We start from the raw sequence: 20,356 nt of genomic DNA on the forward strand, positions 1-20,356 counted from the left end.
GCACATCTCAACGCGACCGAACTCCGGACAGTGGCTGACCGCGGGGACGGAATCCAGACAGGGGCACCAGGATAACGCTCGGGGTCACACAAAATCGAGTATTGTTCCTGCGGCTCAGAACGAGCGACATATTTTTGGCAGACGTGTGTCTTGTTCTAGTGGCGGGTCATTCAACATTCCTCCCCCAAGCGCCGTCCCAATGGCGCGACCCGCCAACTCGCATTGCCAGACAATGTTTGAGTATGGGGCGATCACCCAGCAATACCCCCCTATTGCCAGATGATCGCCCCACCTGAGGATTATGCGGAATAATAGTAGGAACACGAAAGCAGCTGTTATTGGGGTTCTTATGAACGACGCTGACCAGATCAAGTTGGCGCAACAGGGGGACGATGCTGCTGCGGCTGCCATTATTTCGTCATACCTGCCCTACTGGATGAGCGCGGCCCGGCAGATCATCGCGACAGACGTCCGCACATACAGCACGGGTGGGCCAAGAGTGGAACCCACTGACCTGGTTCAAGAAGCTGTGTTGAACCTGCTGGATCAGTGGAAGAAGAAGCAAGGTGCCGCGTCCAATCCGCGATCTTACGTGACCGCGACCATGCGAAACAATTACGCAAACAAATTTCGTTCACCGCGCTCACGTGAGCGTTCAATTGATGAATTCGCTTTTGAAGAAACCCTCATCGTCGATGATTTTGAGCCAATCGATACCTCTCGCGAAACTGCATTGATGCGTAGAGCGCTGACGAGCTTGGCGCCGGACCATCAAACGGTTCTACAATCCGTCACAATCGAGGGGATGAAACCGGGCGACCTGACAGTACTGCTTGACCGACCAGCTCCCGCAGTCTCGAATTTGCTCGCCCGAGCGAAGAAAGCGCTGTTCCGTCAGGTGCTCATTGAGCACCTTCGCGAGGGCGGCACCACGTGCAAGGAGAACGCGGAAAAGCTTCCCGCTCGTGTGTCCGATGACCATGGCTCTCATGGTTCCGCTGAGCCAGGAGTGGACCATGTGCATAAGTGCGAAGATTGCCAACGGAACTGGCGACGCTTCGCCACGATCATGAGCGCATTCGGGCTGCTGCCTCTGTTGACGGTCACGCAACTCGCCAATGGCAGTACCCCCGCAGCAGCGGCCGGGGAATCCACGTCAGGCCAGGCTCCGTTGGACCCTTCGCACGCAATATACATCTCGCCCGACAGTAGTGGAAACAGGCTACCGTCCGATCCTGGTCAAGCAGAAACAGCCGCTGCAGCAGAAAACAAGATTTCGGTGACGTCAACAGCGCGAACAACTGGTCGGCTTTTGAGTGTGCTCTCATCTCAAGCTGTGCTTGTAATAGGCGTTGTCAGTCTCTCCGTCTTTGCGCTAGCACTCGGCGCGCATACTTTTCTTGGCAGCAAGCCGCACCAGGCTATAACGACGTCAAGCGTTATCGACGGAAAGAATCCATACGAGGTTAGCTTCGACGTCGCGCTGGAAACAGCAGACAACGGCGCACTACTCAGTATCAGAGCTAATTTTGCTGCACAGGATCAAGTGAACCTCACCGTCCACCAGATGACGCTGCAGCTCTCACCCGGCACGGAGCTACGCTCAACACCGAACGGGTTGCAATGCGAGACGGCAAATAAACTCACCACCTGTGATCCGGTTGGGGACCACTACGCAGAGCAATCAATCGTATTCGAGGTCAATAATCCGGACCCCGGAGGCTCATTCGATCTGAAGATCGACGCTAGAGCTGGCGAAGACTCGATCCGGGGGAAAGCCTCCGGGCAGTGGTGACCGAGCTGCGCCAAACACAGCGCATAGTTACCTCATCCTGATAACCGAGACGAAATCAACCTCTCTAAGCAGAGGCCGTCGTGCCGGTTTTGTGAGTTATGGGCGGATACCCGTCACCGTTTGATAACAAAGATACATAAAATAATCAAAATGGCTCATCCCTCTTGGCCAACCTGCCAGAATTGGGGCATGACTACCCCCCAAGATCAGCAGAATCCCCCTGCCTACCAGCAGCCAGCACCTTCCTACCAGCAGCCGATGGCCAAGGCCAGCAGCGGCCTCGCAATTGCCGCACTCGTTGTCGGCATCGTTGCCTTCCTCATGGGATTGCTTCCCGTCGGCGGCATCATCGTCGGTATCGTTGCCGTCGTGCTTGGCATTATCGCCCTCGTCAAGAAGCAGTCAAAGGCCATGGGAGTCACCGGTCTTGTCCTTGGCACCATCGGACTTATCTCATCGATTGTTGTCACGATTATCGCCGGTGCCGTCACTGGTGCGATCGTTGATGAAATCGACAAGCAGTCGCAGGTAACAGTTGAGGGCGACGCCGACGCAGGAACGCGCGACAACCCCGTTGCACTCGGAACCGCGATCAACGGTAAAGACTGGACCGTGACGATCAACAGCTTTGACGCGGCGAGCACCCAGGCTGTGCTTGACGCCAACCCGCTCAACGAGGCCCCAGCAGAGGGCATGGTGTACGCCGTCGTGAACGCTACGTACACCTACACCGGCGAAGATTCCAGCATCCCCGCCCTCGTAACCATTGCCTATGTGACCTCCGACGGCACGGTCATCACATCAGCGGATGGGTTCGCTGTTGCTCCAGAGCCAACGCTTGGCCTGGATGAGCTCTACAACGGCGGCTCGGTCACGGGCAACACCGTGCTCCTGATTCCAGAAGCAGCCGACGGAGTGCTTCGCGTCACCCCCGGACTGCTCGCAAAAGAAATCTTTGTTGCGACCAAGTAACAACGCTATTTGAGCGAACGATGCCCTCCCGGCAGAAGAACCGGGAGGGCATCGTTGTATCTGCATGTCGTATCCACCCCGTAGGATGCCGGAAAGGAGAAGTTGATGGCGAGATACTTTATTGCCGACGTGCATCTCGGGCACGCCTCGGTTGCTACTCGACGAGGTTTTTCGACGGTTGAGCAGCACGACGAGACCGTGCTTGGGCAGTTGCAAGCCCTCACCGCGTCCGACGAGCTCTACATTCTTGGAGACCTCTCGAGCGGTCGACCACACGAGGAAGACAGAGCCCTTGAGCTTCTGAGCGGCATCCAACCGCTCACGCACTTCATCGCCGGCAACCACGACAGCATCGCGAGCATCAACCGCAATGGGTGGAAGCGGAGGGCCGCCTTTGACGCTGTGTTTGCAAGCGTGCGAGACTTCGCGGTCATCCGCGTCAACGGCCAGCAGGTGCTTCTTTCGCACTACCCCTATGCGGCCACGGGCGATGGGCCAGGTCGCGGACCGGCGCGCTACACCGAGTTTCGACTTCCGGATGTTGGCGAGCTGCTCATCCACGGCCATACCCACCAGTCAACGCCACACGCGGATAATCCTCGCGAGCTCTGCGTCTCGTGGGAAGTCCGCCGCGGCATCGCTCACGAAGCCGAGGCGAACGAGTGGGTCGCCGCGCGCAGGGCAACCCGCGAGGCCTTTTAGCGAGTCATTGAGGCAAACGAGTAGTCGACGAGGAACTCGCCGTCTGCTTGCGTGAGCACCACGGTAACCGTACGCTCACCGTTGTTCAGCGAAAACGACTGAATCTTCTTATCGTCAGTGTTGCTGCCGTGGATGACGTAGCCCTCTTGTTCGAGGTCGCTCACGGCCCGCTTTTGGGCGGCCTCGTCGTTCACCACAACGGTGACAGCCCAGCCGTCGTCACCCATCGTGTCCGCTTCGATGATTTTGCCGTCGGTCACGGTGAAGTCTGAGGGGAACTCAGCGGGAAGTGATACGGCGGGCCTCGATTCCTGTGCCCCACCACCATCCGTACAACCGGCCAGAAGCGGCGCAGAAATGAGCGCCCCGATGAGAGCAAGAGAGGCGGCGATCTGGCGTGACTTCATGTGGTCCTTCTTTGTTGAGAATGCGTGAAAAGGTGCTTTCACCCCCTCAGGGGATGGGCCCACCGCTCGAAAGCGGGGACCCACCCCCTTCAGGATGTGTGATGCGTTGGGTTAGCTCGTGAGCTCGCCCTCGGCCTTCTCGTTACGACGACGAGTCGCCATCACGATGAACCAAGCGCCTGCAAGCAGCAGGAGCATTCCACCAGCGGCTGGGAACAACATGTCCCCACCCGTAACAACCAGCGGTGGCTGAACTTCTGCAGGTGCAAGAACCTCAAACGTTGCTGATGTGTCTCCGCTGAAGTCAGAGGTCAGAGTCACAGTGTGAACTCCGCTCTCGAACGGCTTCGGCAGGGTGAAGCTAAAGGTAACCTCACCGTTTGCATCCGCGACCTGACCGCCAAGAGCGATCGGTTCGGAGTGCAGGGTTGCGGTAACCATTTCGCCAGGCTGGAATCCGTAGCCGTACGCTACCTGGTCGCTACCAGGAGCAAGCTCGGCTTCCTTCAGCACAACCCTGGTCAGGCCAACACGGATGACCAACTGATCAGAGATGTTCCCCGAGGGGTCCGTCACGTCAACAGTGATCTTGTCACCCGGCTTCTGCGGAGTGTCAAGGGAGATCGTGAAACGGCAGTCATCGTCCGTCGTTCCAGTTCCAATAACGTTTCCATCCTGATCACGAATCGTGATGGTGGTTCCGGCCTCTGCACAACCAGTAATCTCGTTTCCGTCGGTGGGGTCAACCACTGGCGGCTTCGGCTTACTGGTGTCGACCTTCACGGCTACCTGTACGGAGTTACCAACGGAGTCGGTCACAACAACAAATACCTTGTCAGTCTCCTTAAGTGGAGTCTTCGGGGTAAAGGTGAAGCGGCCGTTCTCGTCGATGGTAATCGTTCCAGGAACTTCGGCTCCCGCTCCATCAACAACCGTTAGGAAGTCTTCAGAAGCGATCGTTCCGCCCGTGACCTTGAGCCCGTTTGAGGGATCAACGATCGGCGCAGTTGGGGCAGTCGTGTCAACAGGTACCAGTACCGGTTCACTCGTGTTGCCAGCCTCATCAGATACAACCACATACACCTTGACGTCTTCCGTCAGTGGTGTCTTTGGCGTAAACGTGAAGTTACCGTCTGCATCAACCACAACAGTTCCTTCGACAGGGTCACCCTTGCCGTCAACCATCGTCACCTTGCCATCCTTCTCAACGTTCGAGCCAGTAACGACCTTTCCGTTGGAATCATGGACCACAGGGTCAACCGGTGGCGTGGTGTCAACGATTACGTCGATCGGATCCGTCCCGTTACCCGAAGGATCAGTGATAATAACCTGAACCTTGTCCTCCTCAGTCAGAGGAGTCTCAGGAACAAAGGTGAAGTTACCGTCAGGATCAACAACTACCGTTCCCGGCACCTCTTCACCCTTCTCATCGATAACCGTAACCTTGTCATCCGTATCAATAGGACCACCGATAATTTCCTTACCGTTGGAGTCCTTGATGTCCGGAACAACAGGCGGAACCTGATCAATGTAGATCACCGTTGCAGGCGAGTTCGTACCAGCAGGGTTCGTCTGAACCACACTGACCTTGTCACCGTGCTTCAACGAATCAGCAGCAGGAGTAACACTCCACGAACCGTCCAGCTCAACTGTGACCTTCGCGTCAGGAACACCAGGCAGCGAAACCGTAATCGTGAACCCAGGGGTTCCCGTTCCAGTAATCACATCACCCTTCGACGGCGCCACATACGGAGCCATCACTACTGAACCATCAACCTTGACAGGAGTCGCAGGCGACTCGTTGCCAACAGCATCCGTAGCCGTTACCGTCAGCTCCGTTCCACCCGCAAGCTGCGGATCAAACGAAATACTGAACGAACCGTCAACAGAGTCAGCCTTTACCTCAGCGATAACGTCTCCGGTCTTGTTGTATACCTTCACCGTTGAGCCAGGCTCAGCAGTTCCGTACACAAGCGTTCCGTTCGACGGGTTCACCACAGGGGCAACCGGAGCGATGGTGTCAATTTCAACATCAACCGGCTCCGACGTGTTACCAGCAGGATCAGTAACAACAACCTGAACCTTGTCACCCTCAGTCAGAGGGGTCTCAGGAACGAAGGTGAAGTTACCCTCAGGATCAACAGTTACCGTTCCCGGCACCTCTGACTTGTCCTTCTCATTGATCACAGTAACCTTGTCACCCGCATCAATCGGACCACCGGTGATTGTCTCACCGTTGGATTCCTCAACATGAGGCTGAGCAGGCGGAGTCGTGTCAATCGTGACGTCAACCGGCTCCGACGTGTTACCAGCAGGATCAGTAACAACAACCTGAACCTTGTCATCCTCAGTCAGAGGAGTCGTAGGAACAAAGACGAAGTTACCCTCAGGATCAACAGTTACCGTTCCCGGCACCTCTGACTTGTCCTTCTCATTGATGACCGTAACCTTGTCACCCGCATCAATCGGACCACCGGTGATTGTCTCACCGTTGGAGTCCTTGATAACAGGCTGACCAGGGTTCGTCGTGTCAACAGGTACCAGTACCTGTTGGCTCGAGTTACCGGCCTTATCAGTCACAACGATGTATACCTCGTCATCCTCGGTGAGAGGAGTCTTCGGGGTAAACGTGAAGTTACCGTCTGCATCAACCACAACAGTTCCTTCGACAGGGTCACCCTTGCCGTCAACCATCGTGACCTTGCCATCCTTCTCAACGTTCGAGCCAGTAACGACCTTTCCGTTGGAATCGTTGACGACAGGATCAGCAGGATCGGTGGTGTCAATCGTGACGTCAACCGGCTCCGACGTGTTACCAGCAGGATCAGTAACAACAACCTGAACCTTGTCACCCTCAGCCAGAGGGGTCTCAGGAACGAAGGTGAAGTTACCCTCAGGATCAACAGTTACCGTTCCCGGTACCTCTGACTTGTCCTTCTCATTGATCACAGTAACCTTGTCACCCGCATCAATCGGACCACCGGTGATTGTCTCACCGTTGGATTCCTCAACATGAGGCTGAGCAGGCGGAGTCGTGTCAATCGTGACGTCAACCGGCTCCGACGTGTTACCAGCAGGATCAGTAACAACAACCTGAACCTTGTCATCCTCAGTCAGAGGAGTCGTAGGAACAAAGACGAAGTTACCCTCAGGATCAACAGTTACCGTTCCCGGCACCTCTGACTTGTCCTTCTCATTGATGACCGTAACCTTGTCACCCGCATCAATCGGACCACCGGTGATTGTCTCACCGTTGGAGTCCTTGATAACAGGCTGACCAGGGTCCGTCGTGTCAACAGGTACCAGTACCTGTTGGCTCGAGTTACCGGCTTCATCAGTCACAACGATGTATACCTCGTCATCCTCGGTGAGAGGAGTCTTCGGGGTAAACGTGAAGTTACCGTCTGCATCAACCACAACAGTTCCTTCGACAGGGTCACCCTTGCCGTCAACCATCGTCACCTTGCCATCCTTCTCAACGTTCGAGCCAGTAACGACCTTTCCGTTGGAATCATGGACCACAGGGTCAACCGGTGGCGTGGTGTCAACGATTACGTCGATCGGATCCGTCCCGTTACCCGAAGGATCAGTGATAATAACCTGAACCTTGTCCTCCTCAGTCAGAGGAGTCTCAGGAACAAAGGTGAAGTTACCGTCAGGATCAACAACTACCGTTCCCGGCACCTCTTCACCCTTCTCATCGATAACCGTAACCTTGTCATCCGTATCAATAGGACCACCGATAATTTCCTTACCGTTGGAGTCCTTGATGTCCGGAACAACAGGCGGAACCTGATCAATGTAGATCACCGTTGCAGGCGAGTTCGTACCAGCAGGGTTCGTCTGAACCACACTGACCTTGTCACCGTGCTTCAACGAATCAGCAGCAGGAGTAACACTCCACGAACCGTCCAGCTCAACTGTGACCTTCGCGTCAGGAACACCAGGCAGCGAAACCGTAATCGTGAACCCAGGGGTTCCCGTTCCAGTAATCACATCACCCTTCGACGGCGCCACATACGGAGCCATCACTACTGAACCATCAACCTTGACAGGAGTCGCAGGCGACTCGTTGCCAACAGCATCCGTAGCCGTTACCGTCAGCTCCGTTCCACCCGCAAGCTGCGGATCAAACGAAATACTGAACGAACCGTCAACAGAGTCAGCCTTTACCTCAGCGATAACGTCTCCGGTCTTGTTGTATACCTTCACCGTTGAGCCAGGCTCAGCAGTTCCGTACACAAGCGTTCCGTTCGACGGGTTCACCACAGGGGCAACCGGAGCGATGGTGTCAATTTCAACATCAACCGGCTCCGACGTGTTACCAGCAGGATCAGTAACAACAACCTGAACCTTGTCACCCTCAGTCAGAGGGGTCTCAGGAACGAAGGTGAAGTTACCCTCAGGATCAACAGTTACCGTTCCCGGCACCTCTGACTTGTCCTTCTCATTGATCACAGTAACCTTGTCACCCGCATCAATCGGACCACCGGTGATTGTCTCACCGTTGGATTCCTCAACATGAGGCTGAGCAGGCGGAGTCGTGTCAATCGTGACGTCAACCGGCTCCGACGTGTTACCAGCAGGATCAGTAACAACAACCTGAACCTTGTCATCCTCAGTCAGAGGAGTCGTAGGAACAAAGACGAAGTTACCCTCAGGATCAACAGTTACCGTTCCCGGCACCTCTGACTTGTCCTTCTCATTGATGACCGTAACCTTGTCACCCGCATCAATCGGACCACCGGTGATTGTCTCACCGTTGGAGTCCTTGATAACAGGCTGACCAGGGTTCGTCGTGTCAACAACGATCTTGACCGGCTTCGACTTGTTTCCTGCAGGATCGGTAACAACAACAAATACGTTGTCCGTTTCCGTGAACGCGACGTCAGGGACGAACGTGAATTCTCCCTTGTCCGTAATCGTCGTGTTTCCAGGGATCGGGTTACCAATTGAGTCCACAACGGTCACGCTGTCGAGAGGCGCAATCGGGCGCCCCTTCACAACGGAGCCGTTGGAGTCATCAACGTCAGGCGATTCAGGGTTTACCTGATCAACCTTTACCGAGACAACTGCCGACCTGAAGCCGTGGGTATCCGTAGCAACTACGAACAGGTCATCCCCATCCTTGGTGGGAGCGGTGATCGTGATCGTGAACTCACCAGTCGCACCTGACGTGCCAGTACCAACCGTTTCACCCTTTGCGTTGGTGACGGTAATGCTGGTGTTGGCTTCGGCCTGACCGGTTACGGTCGTGCCGTTGGTGGGCTTCACCACTGGGGCAGTAGGCGTCTTGATGAACTCGACCGTGGCCGTGTTCTTCGATTCCTTGCCTGCAACCGCAAAGGTAAACACAGCGTCGCCGGCGGTGACAGAGGTGACGGTAGCCGTGTAGGTACCATCTCCGTTGTCATCAACCTTCGAAACAGTGCCACGGGTGCTGTTGATCGTGACAGCGTCGCCTCCATCAAGAACGGGGTTACCGAACTCGTCAAAGAGCGTTACCGTCACGGTCGCCTTGTGCGTTCCGTTTGCCTCAGCAAAATCCGGTGTAGCCGTGATCGCTGCGGAACTGCTGTTCGCAGTTCCAGCAACAAACGTGATCGACTTTGCGTCGCCGATCGTCGCTGCACCAATTTGGCTGCTCACCTGGTAGGTGCCTGCCTTCTTCGAACGGAACGTTGCGGTTACAACGCCGTCCTTATCCGTGACATACGGCCCTTCCGAGATGATGACGTCGCTTGGAACGGTGAATCCGATCGCAGTGTTAGGCACTGCGTTCTCGTTCTTGTCCCGTACGGTTACGGTAGCCACAAACTGGTCAGAACCATCAGCGGTGACCGTGCCGGATGGCGTGATCTCCCACGTTGATTCTGGAGCGAATGGAGCTCCCGAGATGAATTCAACAGCCTGTGGGCTGTTCTTCAGCTCGATTCCATCCACCTGAGCGGACACCAGGTAGAAACCAGCCGTTGCCGAAGTAACGCTTACAGAAGCGATACCTTGCGCGTTGGTCGTACCCGTCGCTGCGGATACGTTCGATCCGTCTTCCGACTCGAACGCAACCGTTACACCCTCTACAGGGTTTTTGTCTGCATCAAGGATGGTGGCTGTCGCCGTGTGCTGTGCAACACCGTCGGCCTCAACCTGTCCGCTCGTGACCGAGAAGACAGACGTTCCAGCAGTACCTACGGAAGGATCACCCGCGATGAACGTTGCCGTTACCGGCGAGTTCTTCAACGGCGTACCCGCAACAGTTGCGGTCACGTTGTAGGTGTCCGCCACAGCCGACGTAATGTCTGCTGTTACGGTTCCGTTGGCTCCGGTCGTCCCCCTTGCGGGGGTTGCCGTTGCGCCCGTGGCAGCTGCGAAGTCGACAACCACACCGGAAACTGGGTTTCCGTTTTCGTCACGGACGGTTGCCGTGGCGGTGTGGGGGTCGGTTCCGTTTGCGACACGGTCACCGGTGGTGATGGAGAGAGCGGATTCGCCTTCCTTACCAAGATCAGGCGTACCTGCGGCAAAGGTGACGGATGCGGGGCTTCCCTTGAGGTTAGACCCTGCAGCGTCTGCGGTTACCGCGTAGGTTCCCGCCTTCTTGCTGGTAACGGTGATTTCAGCGATTCCGTCTTCGTCGGTCGAGACCTTTGCAGCGGATACCTTTGCATCTGCATCGGTTCCAAAGCTCACCTCAACGCCCTCGACAGGGTTGCCGAACGCATCCTGAACGGTTGCGGTTGCCACGTGGGCATCCGTTCCGTTTGCGGTGCGCTCGCCATCCGTTACCTCAAACGTGGAGAGACCAAGGTCACTCACTGAGGGAGCGCCGGCAACAAACGTCACGTTTGCTGGGCTTCCCTTGATGGTTTTGCCCGAGAGCGTTGCAGATACGGCGTACGTTCCTGCTTCGGTCGAGGTGATCGAAGCAGTGGCGATACCGTTTTCTCCGGTCTGCACTGTTGCCTCGGCAATGTCGGCTCCGGCCGCTGCAGCAAAGACGACCACGGCGTTCGGGACAGGGTTGCCCTTCGCGTCGCGAATAGTTGCTGTTGCAGTGTGGGTGTCGGCGCCGTCAGCGGTCTTGTCCTCTGTGGTTACCGAGAACTCTGACGTGCCATCCTTTTCAACTGACGGCACATCGGCGATGAACGCAGCCGTTGCCGGCGAGCCCTTCACCACGATGCCGTCAACCAGGGCAGTAATCGCGTAGTTGCCTACCTTTTCACTCGTAACGTCGACAGCTGCACGGCCGTTTTCGTCAGTCGTTGCCTCGGTCTTGGAGAGCGTCGCACCGTTTTCAGCACCGAACGTTACCTTAACGCCCTTGACGGGGTTATTGAACTTGTCGGTGACGATCGCGGTTGCGGTGTGCTTGTCAGCACCATCTGCGATTCGTGTTCCAGGAGAAACAGCAAACGTAGAGGTTCCGGTTTCGCCAACGTTTGACTCTCCGGCGGTAAAGACGATGTCCTTTGCCTTGCCAATCGTTTCGGCGCCCATCTTGGCTGAAACGGCATAGGTGCCGGCTTCAGTCGAGGTGAACGTTGCCGTAATGACACCCTTGGCATCTGAAACATACGGTCCAGCCGAAATAGAAACTGCGGCAGGAACGTCAAAGCCAACAGCCTGTTCGGCTACCGGGTTCTTGTTCGAGTCGCGTACCGTAACGGTTGCGGTGTATGCCTGCTCGCCATCAGCGGTTACGGGGCCCTCTGGGGTAACGGTCCAAGATGACTCCACCGCGGTGGGGGCACCTGACTTGAACTCAACCTCAAGCGGGCTGTTGCGTACCGTGACTCCAGCGACATCAGCGGAGATGGCATAGAAGCCAGCCTTCGTTGATGTGATGTCTGACGTCGCGATTCCCTTGCTGTTGGTCACAGCAGATGCTGCGCCCAGCGATGCGCCGGAATCGGCACCGAAGTTGACGGTTACACCCTCAACTGGGTTTCCGTTAGCGTCAACCAGGGTCGCCGTAGCCGTGTGCTTTGCAGTTCCGTTCGCTTCGACGGCACCAGAGGTCACAGCAAAGCTGGACTTTCCGGTGTTGTCAATATCGGGCAATCCCGCTACGAACTTCACCGAAGCAGGTGATCCCTGAGGCGAAACGCCACCAACCGCTGCAGAAACAGAGTAGTCTCTCGCCGTGGCAGAGGTGATTCGACTCGTTGCGATACCGTTGACATCGGTCAGAGCTGCAGCTGGTGTTGCCGTCGCTCCGGCCTCGACCGCAAAGTTAACCGAAATACCTTCGATGGGGTTTCCCTTGGCGTCACGAACAGTCGTGGTTGCCTCGTGGAAATCAGCACCGTTGGCTGTTCGCGTTCCATCGGTTACGCCGAAGGATGACTTTCCGTCCTTGCCGAGATCTGGCAGACCAGCGATGAACAGTACACTCGCGGGGCTTCCCTTAATCGCGGTACCCGAAATGGAACCAGAAACCAGGTACGACTTGGCCGTCTGGGAAACGATGTTTACCGTAACCTTTCCGTCCTTGTCAGTCGCGCCGGAGGTCGCCGACAGGGTTGCCCCTGCCTCAACCTCGAAATCAACAGTTGCGTTGATGACGGGGTTGTCGTTTGCATCGCGGATGATGGCCGTTGCGGTGTGCTTATCAATTCCGTCGGCCGTCTTGCCACCCTGGGTGACCTCAAACGTTGACGTTCCGTCTTCTTCAATAGAAGGCACATCGGCTACAAACTTGACGCTTGCGGGCGAGCCCTTGAGAGCAGTTGCGCCAAACTTGGCGCTCACCGCGTAGGTTCCGGCAACCGTTGTGGTTACCTTTGCCTCTGCGACTCCATCTTTATCGGTGGTGACCGCGGTAGCGTCTAGTTCAGCATTTCCGGCGCCGAACTCAACAACAACATCGGGGACTGGGTTACCCTTTTTGTCCCGAACGATTGCAGTTGCGGTGTGGAAGTCGCTGCCATCAGCAGTCTTGTTCCCGTCAGTGACAGAGAAGGTTGACTTACCGTTTTCATCAACCGATGGTTGACCAGCGATGAAGGTAACGCTTGCCGGGCTGTTCTTTACCTTCGTTCCTGCAACCTCAGCAGAAACGGCGTATGAGCCAGCTTTTTCACTCGTAACGAGTACAGAAGCAGTACCACCCGCAGTTGTGACGGCGGTCGTACTCGAGATCGAAGAACCAGCTTCGGTCGCGAACGTTACCGTTACGCCCTCAACAAGGTTTCCGTTGGCATCCCGAATGGTCGCCGTTGCCGTGTGAGCGTCCTCACCGTCGGCAAGCTTCGCATCGGTAGTTACCTCGAAGTCGGACGTTCCGCTGTCACCAACAGATACGTCACCCGCAACGAACTTCACCGTTTGTGGGCTGTTCTTTACGGTCTTGCCACCAACCTGAGCCGATACCGAGTACTCGCCCGATTTGAGAGACTTGACCGTAACGGAAGCGATTCCGTCCTTGTTCGTCTCTGCCTGCGCGCTACTCAGCGTTGCGTCTGTGTCTACAGCGAAGTCAACGAGCACACCAGAAACTGGGTTGCCGTTCTTATCGCTGATAACAGCCTCTGCCTTGTGCGTCTCAACGCCGTCGGCCTTCTTGGTTCCGCCGGAAACGCTGAACTCAGACTTTCCGGTGTCGCCAAGCTCCGGCTCGTCTGATACGAACGTCACGTTTGCCGGTGAGTTCTTAACATCCTTGCCGTCAATCGTGGCCGCGATCGCGTAGGTGTTGGCAACCTTTGAGGTTACGTCAACCGATGCGATTCCGTCCGTATTGGTTTTGGCTGTTGCGGCCGAGAGCTTTGCGTCAGAAGGAGCAGCAAACGCAACCGTAACGTCCTTGACCGGGTTGCCGTTGGCATCCAGGATCGTGGCCGTTGCGACGTGCTTGTCTGACCCATCTGCGACACGCGTGTCACTCGTGACCGTCAGCGACGACTTTCCGTCCTTACCGGTCGTAGGCTCGCCAGCAACAAACGTGATCGAGAGAACCTCACCAATCTGCTCTGCTCCAAGTGCAGCGCGCACGTCATAGGTACCGGCCTGTGTCGAGGTCAGCTTAACCGTCGCGATTCCCTTGCTGTTGGTTACATACGGACCAGCAGAAAGGTCAACATTGTCGTGTGACGTGAGACCGATTTCGGTGTCCTTCACAACGTTGTTGTTCTTGTCGCGAAGCGTGATCTCAGCGATGAAGGCCGCTGAACCGTCAGCTGTCAGCTCGGTGTCGGGAGTAATCTTCCACGACGACTTTGCAGCAGCCGGCGCACCGGTCACAAAGGTGACGTCGAGCGGGCTATTCTTCACAGCGTCCGAACCGACGGTTGCCGAGATCGAGTAGGTGTCAGCAACAGTCGACGTGATGTCGACCTTCGCGATACCGTCCTTGTTGGTAACAGCGGTTGGTGCCGAAAGGGTTGCCCCGTCAGCAGCCGCAAAGCTCACCGTAACGTCCTTGACCGGGTTGCCGAAGGCATCCTTGATCGTGGCCGTTGCGCTGTGCTTCTTTTCTCCATCTGCCTCAACGGGGCCCGAAGTTACTTCAAACTCGGACTTGCCGTCTTTGGTGACTGACGGCGGTCCAGCGATGAACTTCACCGTGGCGTCCGACCCTGGCAGCGTCATGCTGTTCACGGTTGCGGCGACCTTAAAGTCACCAATGTCTTCGGACGAGATCGTCATCTTTGCGATGCCGTCTTCATCCGTCAACACTGGGTCTTCGTTGGCAACTGTTGCCTCAGAGGTGAATACAACGGGCACGTCAGCCTTAGGGTTACCCTTGGCATCCTTAACCGTCGCGACAACCTCGTGGCTGCCTACGCCCGCAATTTTTGCGTCCGTTGGCACGACCAGGCTGGAAGTGTCCTTTTCAACTGGTCCGGCAATGAACGTTGCGGACTGCGGCGAACCGGTAACGGCGTCTCCACCGAGCGCTACGTGGACCGTCTTTGTTCCGGCCTTCGTTGACGTGAACTTTGCCGTGTAGGTACCGGCCGTCGTCGTCTCGACGAACGTGCCGATGTCGGTACCCTCGTCTGGGTCGGCAGAAGCGGCAATTGCCAGGCCCTGACCAGAAACTGCGTTACCGTTCGGGTCTTTCAACGTGACAGTAATGTCGTGGTTGTCATCCCCATCTGCGAGGCGTGACCCCGTCGAAAGAGACATGCTGGACTGTGCCGCATCAACTGGCGCTGGGTTGAACTTGACCGATGCGGTCGTAGGAATTTCATCCCCGTTCACCGTTGCCTTTACCGTGGCGTTTCCGGAAGCAAAAGACTTCAACGTTGTGGAGAAGGTGCCGTCATTGTTATCCACAATCGGACCGACATCTCCAAGGCTGGACGTAATCCCAACGTTATGGCTGTATTCGGCAATTGGCCCACCCACGGTGTCGTTAACCGTCACCAGGATGTTCGAAGCTTCTGCGCCGTCTGCCACAAGCTCGGTTGGCGTAGCCGTCACCAGAGACTTGGTGAGATCGATAACCGGGCTCACCTTAACCGTCACGCCTGGTCCACAGAGATCTGGCGAGTCCACGTCACACGGCGTCAGGTCGATGTTCGGCGAAGACGTACCCGTAATGGCGTTGTTGTAGGTCCCCTTCGCGGTCGCTTTCGCGGTGACCGTAATCGTTGCGGTGTCGCCAACGGCAAGTGCCCCCGCCCGCCACGTTCCCGTGGCTGGGTCATAGGCGCCGGATGCGGAGTCCTCAACGTAGGTCAGGCCCTCCGGCAGCAGGAATCCTGCTTGGCTACTTGGTGCAGCCGCTGGGCCGCTGTTGGAGAGACTCAACTCATAGGTGAGTGTGTCGCCGACATTTACTTCCGTCTTATCAACGGTGACCTCGGAGGTGAGGTCAGTAAATTTCAGGTCAGAACGGTACGAGGTGAAGTACGTGACCGTTTCGGAGCCGTTGGCGGGGATCGTCCTCTGCCATTTCATCGCAAGCGAGTTGTCCTGGTCGGTTGAACAGGCCCCACCAAGGCACGAGTTCGTCAGCGCTCCGTAGTTTTTCGCGGCGCTAAACACGTCGTTGGTCCTACCGGCCGCAACCGTAGAGCCAGGAGTCAGCGCGATCATGCTGATCGTGGCTCCTGCGTTTGCGCCTTCCGTTACGAGGCAGTGACCTTGGCCTGCCCCAACCTTTGAGGCTCCCGAGTCAGAGCCGCCCAAGTAGCAGTCAAGGAACGACCCGATATAGGCGGGGATAGGCGCATTGGTGGTGTTTGTGGCGGTAATGTCGTTGCGCACGTAGGCCGCACCGGCAACGTAGGAGACCTTCTGGGTGATTTTAATGTCACCCGCAGTAGCTGCAGTGTTGCCGTTACCCAACTGACCGGCATTACGAATAGTCTTTGCCGAGGTCGTGGTCAGCCAGGCGGGGTTCGCGGGGGTACCCCTACCACCGCTACTCATCGCTGATTCGTTTTGCTCACTAGGTGAGAACGGACCACCGGTTTGAGGAACAACAAAATCCAGCGTGTTCTTCGCGCCGCTCCATTCCTCCGTGTAGTTGGGGTTGTAGAAAGCGCGGCCAAGGCCAACCGCCATCAGCTGCTTCTTACCATTACGGTTGAGCGCAACCTCCTGCACCGTGTCGGGATTGTTGACCCGAATCATTCCAGCCCAGGTAGAGGTATATGGCTCATCAGCGGCCTGTGCCGAGGTTGCGTTCCCAACAAATGAGCTCGTGAGCAACAGCGTGGCTACTGCCGTGGCAACAACCTTTTTAAGTACGTTTGACGACGGTGATTCGTCGCTTGAGGGGGCGAAGCGCCTCGGGCGCCGTTCCCTGATCGTCGGGGATATGAGCTTATCGTGCAATGAAGCTTCCCCTCTATCTCTCTGCATGTCATTCCTAACTGTGGAAACCGTGCACAGGTGAGTGCACTCCGGGTAGCGGCTATGCATGCCCCCATGATCAGCGCGCGCATTTCGTTGAGCGCGCGCACATAGCCCTACCACTCTTAGAGAGCGATAGTTTGCCGGACTCTTACACGATGGTGGCGGGAGTTTTTCGGTCACAAAACACGTCAGCAAAGACCGGCCGAAACGGCGTGATTTCCCCCACCGCGCAGAGACGGCTCTTGCCCAAATACCCCTATTTACGGCAATTAATTAAATACTATCGGACGCAATCCATAAGATACCTGTGAATTATCAACATATAGATGCTTAGCTTTAACACGATACTTCAAGTGGTTTCTCAGGAACATTCATCAACAACCTGGTTGACTAGATTCCAGGGGTAACGCGGAATTGGGGTTCCGCATTTTTCTTTTCGATCGTGTAAGAACGATCATTCTCTCGCCTCTCTACTCAGTGAAGGGATGCCTGTCGGCGCTCACAATAGCCGACGGTAAATGAATTCAATGGTCAAGTACGCTGCACAAACAGATGAAACGCTCATCGCGCAGAGTCGCGCTGGCGATAAGGATGCCTACGGCGAGCTCTGGCGACGCTACGCGCCGGGAGGAATCCACGTTGCACGAGCGTTCTCGCGAGGGTTCGACCCAGACGATGTCGTTTCGGAGGCGTTCACCAATGTGTTCGCAAGCCTCCAACGAGGGAACGGCCCACAAACGGATTTTAAGTCGTACCTCTACGTGGCTATCCGCAATGTGGCCAGGCGCTGGGGCAAAAACAGCGTTGAAAACAACGACGTCGATCTTGAGCTCATTGCCGATGAATACCAGCCGGCAAACGACGGCTCTGCGGTCGGCGAACGGATGCTGCTCGCATCCGCATTCAAGGCGCTCAAACCCAAGGACCAAGAGCTCCTGTGGTTCACCGTCGTTGAAGGGCTACAACCGTCCGAAATCGCAAAACAGAACGGGATGTCCGTCAACTCGGTCACTGTTGCTTCCCATCGTGCACGCGAGTCACTTCGACAAGCATGGATTCAGGCGCACCTCACCCAGCATCCGACTGAACCGGAGTGCGCCTGGACGATCCAGCGACTCGGCGCACACGCACGGGACAAAGCACGAGTACGCGACCACGAACGCATCGAGCGTCATCTCACGTCGTGTTCGTCCTGTCAGATGGTGTACTACGAAGCATCCACCGTTGCCGTTCGGCTTCGATCGGCGCTCGTACCGCTCGCCGTTGGCATCAGCGGCGCTGCTGGACTCGCCCTGGTCAAATCGTCCATTCCCACCTCAGTATCCGCCGCCAAAGTCTCATCAGTTGCCATTGGTTCCCTCAGCGTTGGCGGAAAAGCCGCTCTCGTTGCGGCCTCGGCCGTTGGCGCGATCGCCATTGCCACAGCAGTTGTTGTTCCCCTTTCCCAAGCGCAAAGCGAGTCATCAAATGCCGCCCCGGTGCGAAACGACGCTTCTTCGGAAGTTGAGACATCCGTCGCTGCCGGCGTCAACGCATCCGATTCGCAGCCCGCAGGACCTGCCAGGGTAGACAACGCAGATCGAACGGTCGCGTCCTCGCCACAGAACAATCATTCCTGGTCGCTTGCCAACAGCATTCCAAACCCGCTGGAGGCCCCAACGTTTTCCTTTGTTGACGCGACGGTATTCCCCTCGTCAGATCCCGTCATTCGAGGGGAAGCGCTGCCGGGCGCGACGGTGACGATTGTAACTGCGGGGCTCGGAATTGGCTTTGTGGTGTCGAGTGCACTCGTTTCGGACGAGGGCACCTGGTCAACGCCACTCAGCAATATGCCAAACGGCGAGTTCACGGCACGGGCGTATCAGACCACCGAAACCTCTCGTCGCTCTGGAACCACGTCGACGGAGTTCGTAATTTCGAATCAAGAGCCGGTCGCTGCCCCAGAGGTCGCGAGCGTTGACACCGGGAATGGACGGTTCACCCCGCTACTGAGCGGCACTGGCTCACCCGGCCACCTTGTGCGTGTGTATGTAAACGACGCGGTTAATGGAGTCTATGTGGATGCAGACGGCACCTGGTCAATTGACGCGGTCAGAGGCGCGCGCATCGGAACAAACGCGGTATCGGTCACGCAGGAAAACGTACTCAGTCACGTCCACTCGCTCGAGACCACAGTGGGTTCGGTGGAGCTCGTTGCCCCGTCCGCGACAGGAACCATGCTCAATGAGCGCCAAGGGCAGATTATTGTCGAGTCGATCACCGACTCAACGGTGCTGGTCACCTCAGCGGTCGCTGGGCTCACGCACACCATCAGCCCAACAAGCGGGCTCGACACTATCTCGGTCTATCCGCGACAGTGGACGATTGACCCGGCAGTTGGGTTCGTCGTTGAGGCACAGTACACCAACAGCCATGGCACCCGGTTGGGACCGGTTAACCTGAACTAGCTGGCTGCGCTCGCGAGCCGCCAGAGCGAGGTGATTTCTGCTGACCGTGCGGCATGGAGTGGGTCATCTGTGTCAGTGGCGCGAGCATGCGTTGGTGCGGTTTGCAGCTGACCCACAACGGTGAGCCCAGCGGCCGAAATGATGCCAGAGAGCTCGTCGGGACGTCGCAACTGAAGCAGCTCAGCAAGATTCGAGAGCACTAACCAGACTTCACCGTTCTCAGTCAGGTGCTCACCCGCAAGCCGCAGAAATCGACGAAGCATTGCGCTGTCGTTATCGTAGACCGCGTAGTCAAGGCTCGAAACTGGTACCGCGGGGATCCACGGCGGATTACACACGATAATGTCGGCGCGCCCCTCGGGAAACAGGTCCGTCTGCAGGACCTCAACGGTATTGGCATAGCCGAGCCGCTCCAGGTTGTCGCGGGCGCATTCAACGGCCCTCGTATCCTGATCCGTTGCCACGACCGAGCCGACGCCACGAGCCGCCAGAATTGCCGCAAGCACACCCGTCCCCGTACCAATATCAAACCCAACGGTTGCGCCGTCTGGAAGTGGGGCCGATGCCACGAGGTCCAGGTATTCTCCCCTGATGGGCGAGAACACTCCATAGTGCGGGTGGATGCTGGAGCCGAGCGCCGGCACCGGCACGCCCTTTTCCCGCCACTCATGCGCACCGATGACGCCCTGAATCTCACGCAACGAAACCAGACTTTCGCCGGAGGCAGGGCCGTAGGCTTCTGTACAGGCAACGCGAACATCCGGCGCGCGTCGCAGGTCAATCGCGTAGTCCGCTGAGAGCGGGATCAGCACCCGGCCGAGCAGGTCAGCAAGCATGGCACGCTCTGCGCGGTGACGACGAAATGCCTCCGCCGGATTCCTGCTGGGCGCGCGACGCTTGCGGAGAATCCGCCGAGACACCGAGCTCAGCAGTTGCCGCCCATTCTGGAAGTCGCCTCGCCAGATGATCGCCGAGCCCGAACGCAGGATACGCAAAGCGGCATCCGCACTCATCGAATCGTCGGCGAGCTGACCGTGAACAGCGCCGTCTGCAAACCTCGTTTGAGCAAACCAGGTGAGCGTCACGGTCTCACCGTCGTCAACGTATTCGACCTCGTGGGCAAACCCACGGGGCGCAGTTGCCTCAAACTGAATTGAGTCGGTATCAAGATCCACAGATTCTCCTGACCACGGATGGACGTCAAACGGCCAGCGAGCGGT

At 56.9% G+C, this 20,356-nt stretch carries 7 protein-coding genes; 4 read left to right on the forward strand and 3 right to left on the reverse strand.

The window, feature by feature from the left end; genetic code table 11:
- Positions 1-349 precede the first annotated feature (349 nt).
- The 3 genes from FHX76_RS10535 (at position 350) to FHX76_RS10545 (ending at position 3,469) form a co-directional block, all read left to right on the forward strand.
- Positions 350-1,795 carry an RNA polymerase sigma factor gene (locus FHX76_RS10535; protein ID WP_167150653.1) on the forward strand — a complete coding sequence of 482 codons (1,446 nt, stop codon included), beginning with the start codon at positions 350-352 and terminating at the stop codon, positions 1,793-1,795.
- 189 nt (positions 1,796-1,984) lie between these two features.
- Complete coding sequence (locus FHX76_RS10540; protein ID WP_167150654.1) at positions 1,985-2,767, forward strand: DUF4190 domain-containing protein; 783 nt, start codon at positions 1,985-1,987, stop codon at positions 2,765-2,767.
- 105 nt (positions 2,768-2,872) lie between these two features.
- The gene (locus FHX76_RS10545; protein WP_167150655.1) at positions 2,873-3,469 is read left to right on the forward strand and encodes a metallophosphoesterase; all 597 of its coding nucleotides are present in this window, start codon (positions 2,873-2,875) and stop codon (positions 3,467-3,469) included.
- Here FHX76_RS10545 and FHX76_RS10550 read toward each other — a convergent pair.
- Both FHX76_RS10550 and FHX76_RS10555 read right to left on the reverse strand, forming a co-directional pair.
- Entirely contained in the window at positions 3,466-3,876 is a 411-nt protein-coding gene (locus tag FHX76_RS10550) for a hypothetical protein (RefSeq protein WP_167150656.1), read from the reverse strand. The two genes, FHX76_RS10545 and FHX76_RS10550, sit on opposite strands and share 4 nt — an antisense overlap.
- Before the next feature lie 111 nt (positions 3,877-3,987).
- The gene (locus FHX76_RS10555) at positions 3,988-16,668 is read right to left on the reverse strand and encodes an Ig-like domain-containing protein (RefSeq protein ID WP_167150657.1); all 12,681 of its coding nucleotides are present in this window, start codon (positions 16,666-16,668) and stop codon (positions 3,988-3,990) included.
- Positions 16,669-17,207: 539 nt separating this feature from the next.
- On the opposite strand from FHX76_RS10555, the gene FHX76_RS10560 reads away from it, so the two are divergent.
- Complete coding sequence (locus FHX76_RS10560; protein ID WP_167150658.1) at positions 17,208-19,136, forward strand: sigma-70 family RNA polymerase sigma factor; 1,929 nt, start codon at positions 17,208-17,210, stop codon at positions 19,134-19,136.
- On the opposite strand, the gene FHX76_RS10565 is transcribed toward FHX76_RS10560, so the two are convergent.
- Entirely contained in the window at positions 19,133-20,311 is a 1,179-nt protein-coding gene (locus FHX76_RS10565; RefSeq protein ID WP_341777927.1) for a methyltransferase, read from the reverse strand. The two genes, FHX76_RS10560 and FHX76_RS10565, sit on opposite strands and share 4 nt — an antisense overlap.
- Between the last annotated feature and the right edge of the window lie 45 nt (positions 20,312-20,356).

The sequence above is a fragment of the Lysinibacter cavernae genome, assembly GCF_011758565.1.
Classification (GTDB): Bacteria; Actinomycetota; Actinomycetes; order Actinomycetales; family Microbacteriaceae; genus Lysinibacter; species Lysinibacter cavernae.

Excerpts from the sequence above, each read along its gene's own strand:
- FHX76_RS10545 (WP_167150655.1), top strand. The coding sequence starts at position 2,873 with ATGGCGAGATACTTTATTGCCGACGTGCATCTCGGGCACGCCTCGGTT.
- FHX76_RS10560 (WP_167150658.1), top strand. The coding sequence starts at position 17,208 with ATGAATTCAATGGTCAAGTACGCTGCACAAACAGATGAAACGCTCATC.
- FHX76_RS10550 (WP_167150656.1), bottom strand. The coding sequence starts at position 3,876 with ATGAAGTCACGCCAGATCGCCGCCTCTCTTGCTCTCATCGGGGCGCTC.
- FHX76_RS10535 (WP_167150653.1), top strand. The coding sequence starts at position 350 with ATGAACGACGCTGACCAGATCAAGTTGGCGCAACAGGGGGACGATGCT.
- FHX76_RS10540 (WP_167150654.1), top strand. The coding sequence starts at position 1,985 with ATGACTACCCCCCAAGATCAGCAGAATCCCCCTGCCTACCAGCAGCCA.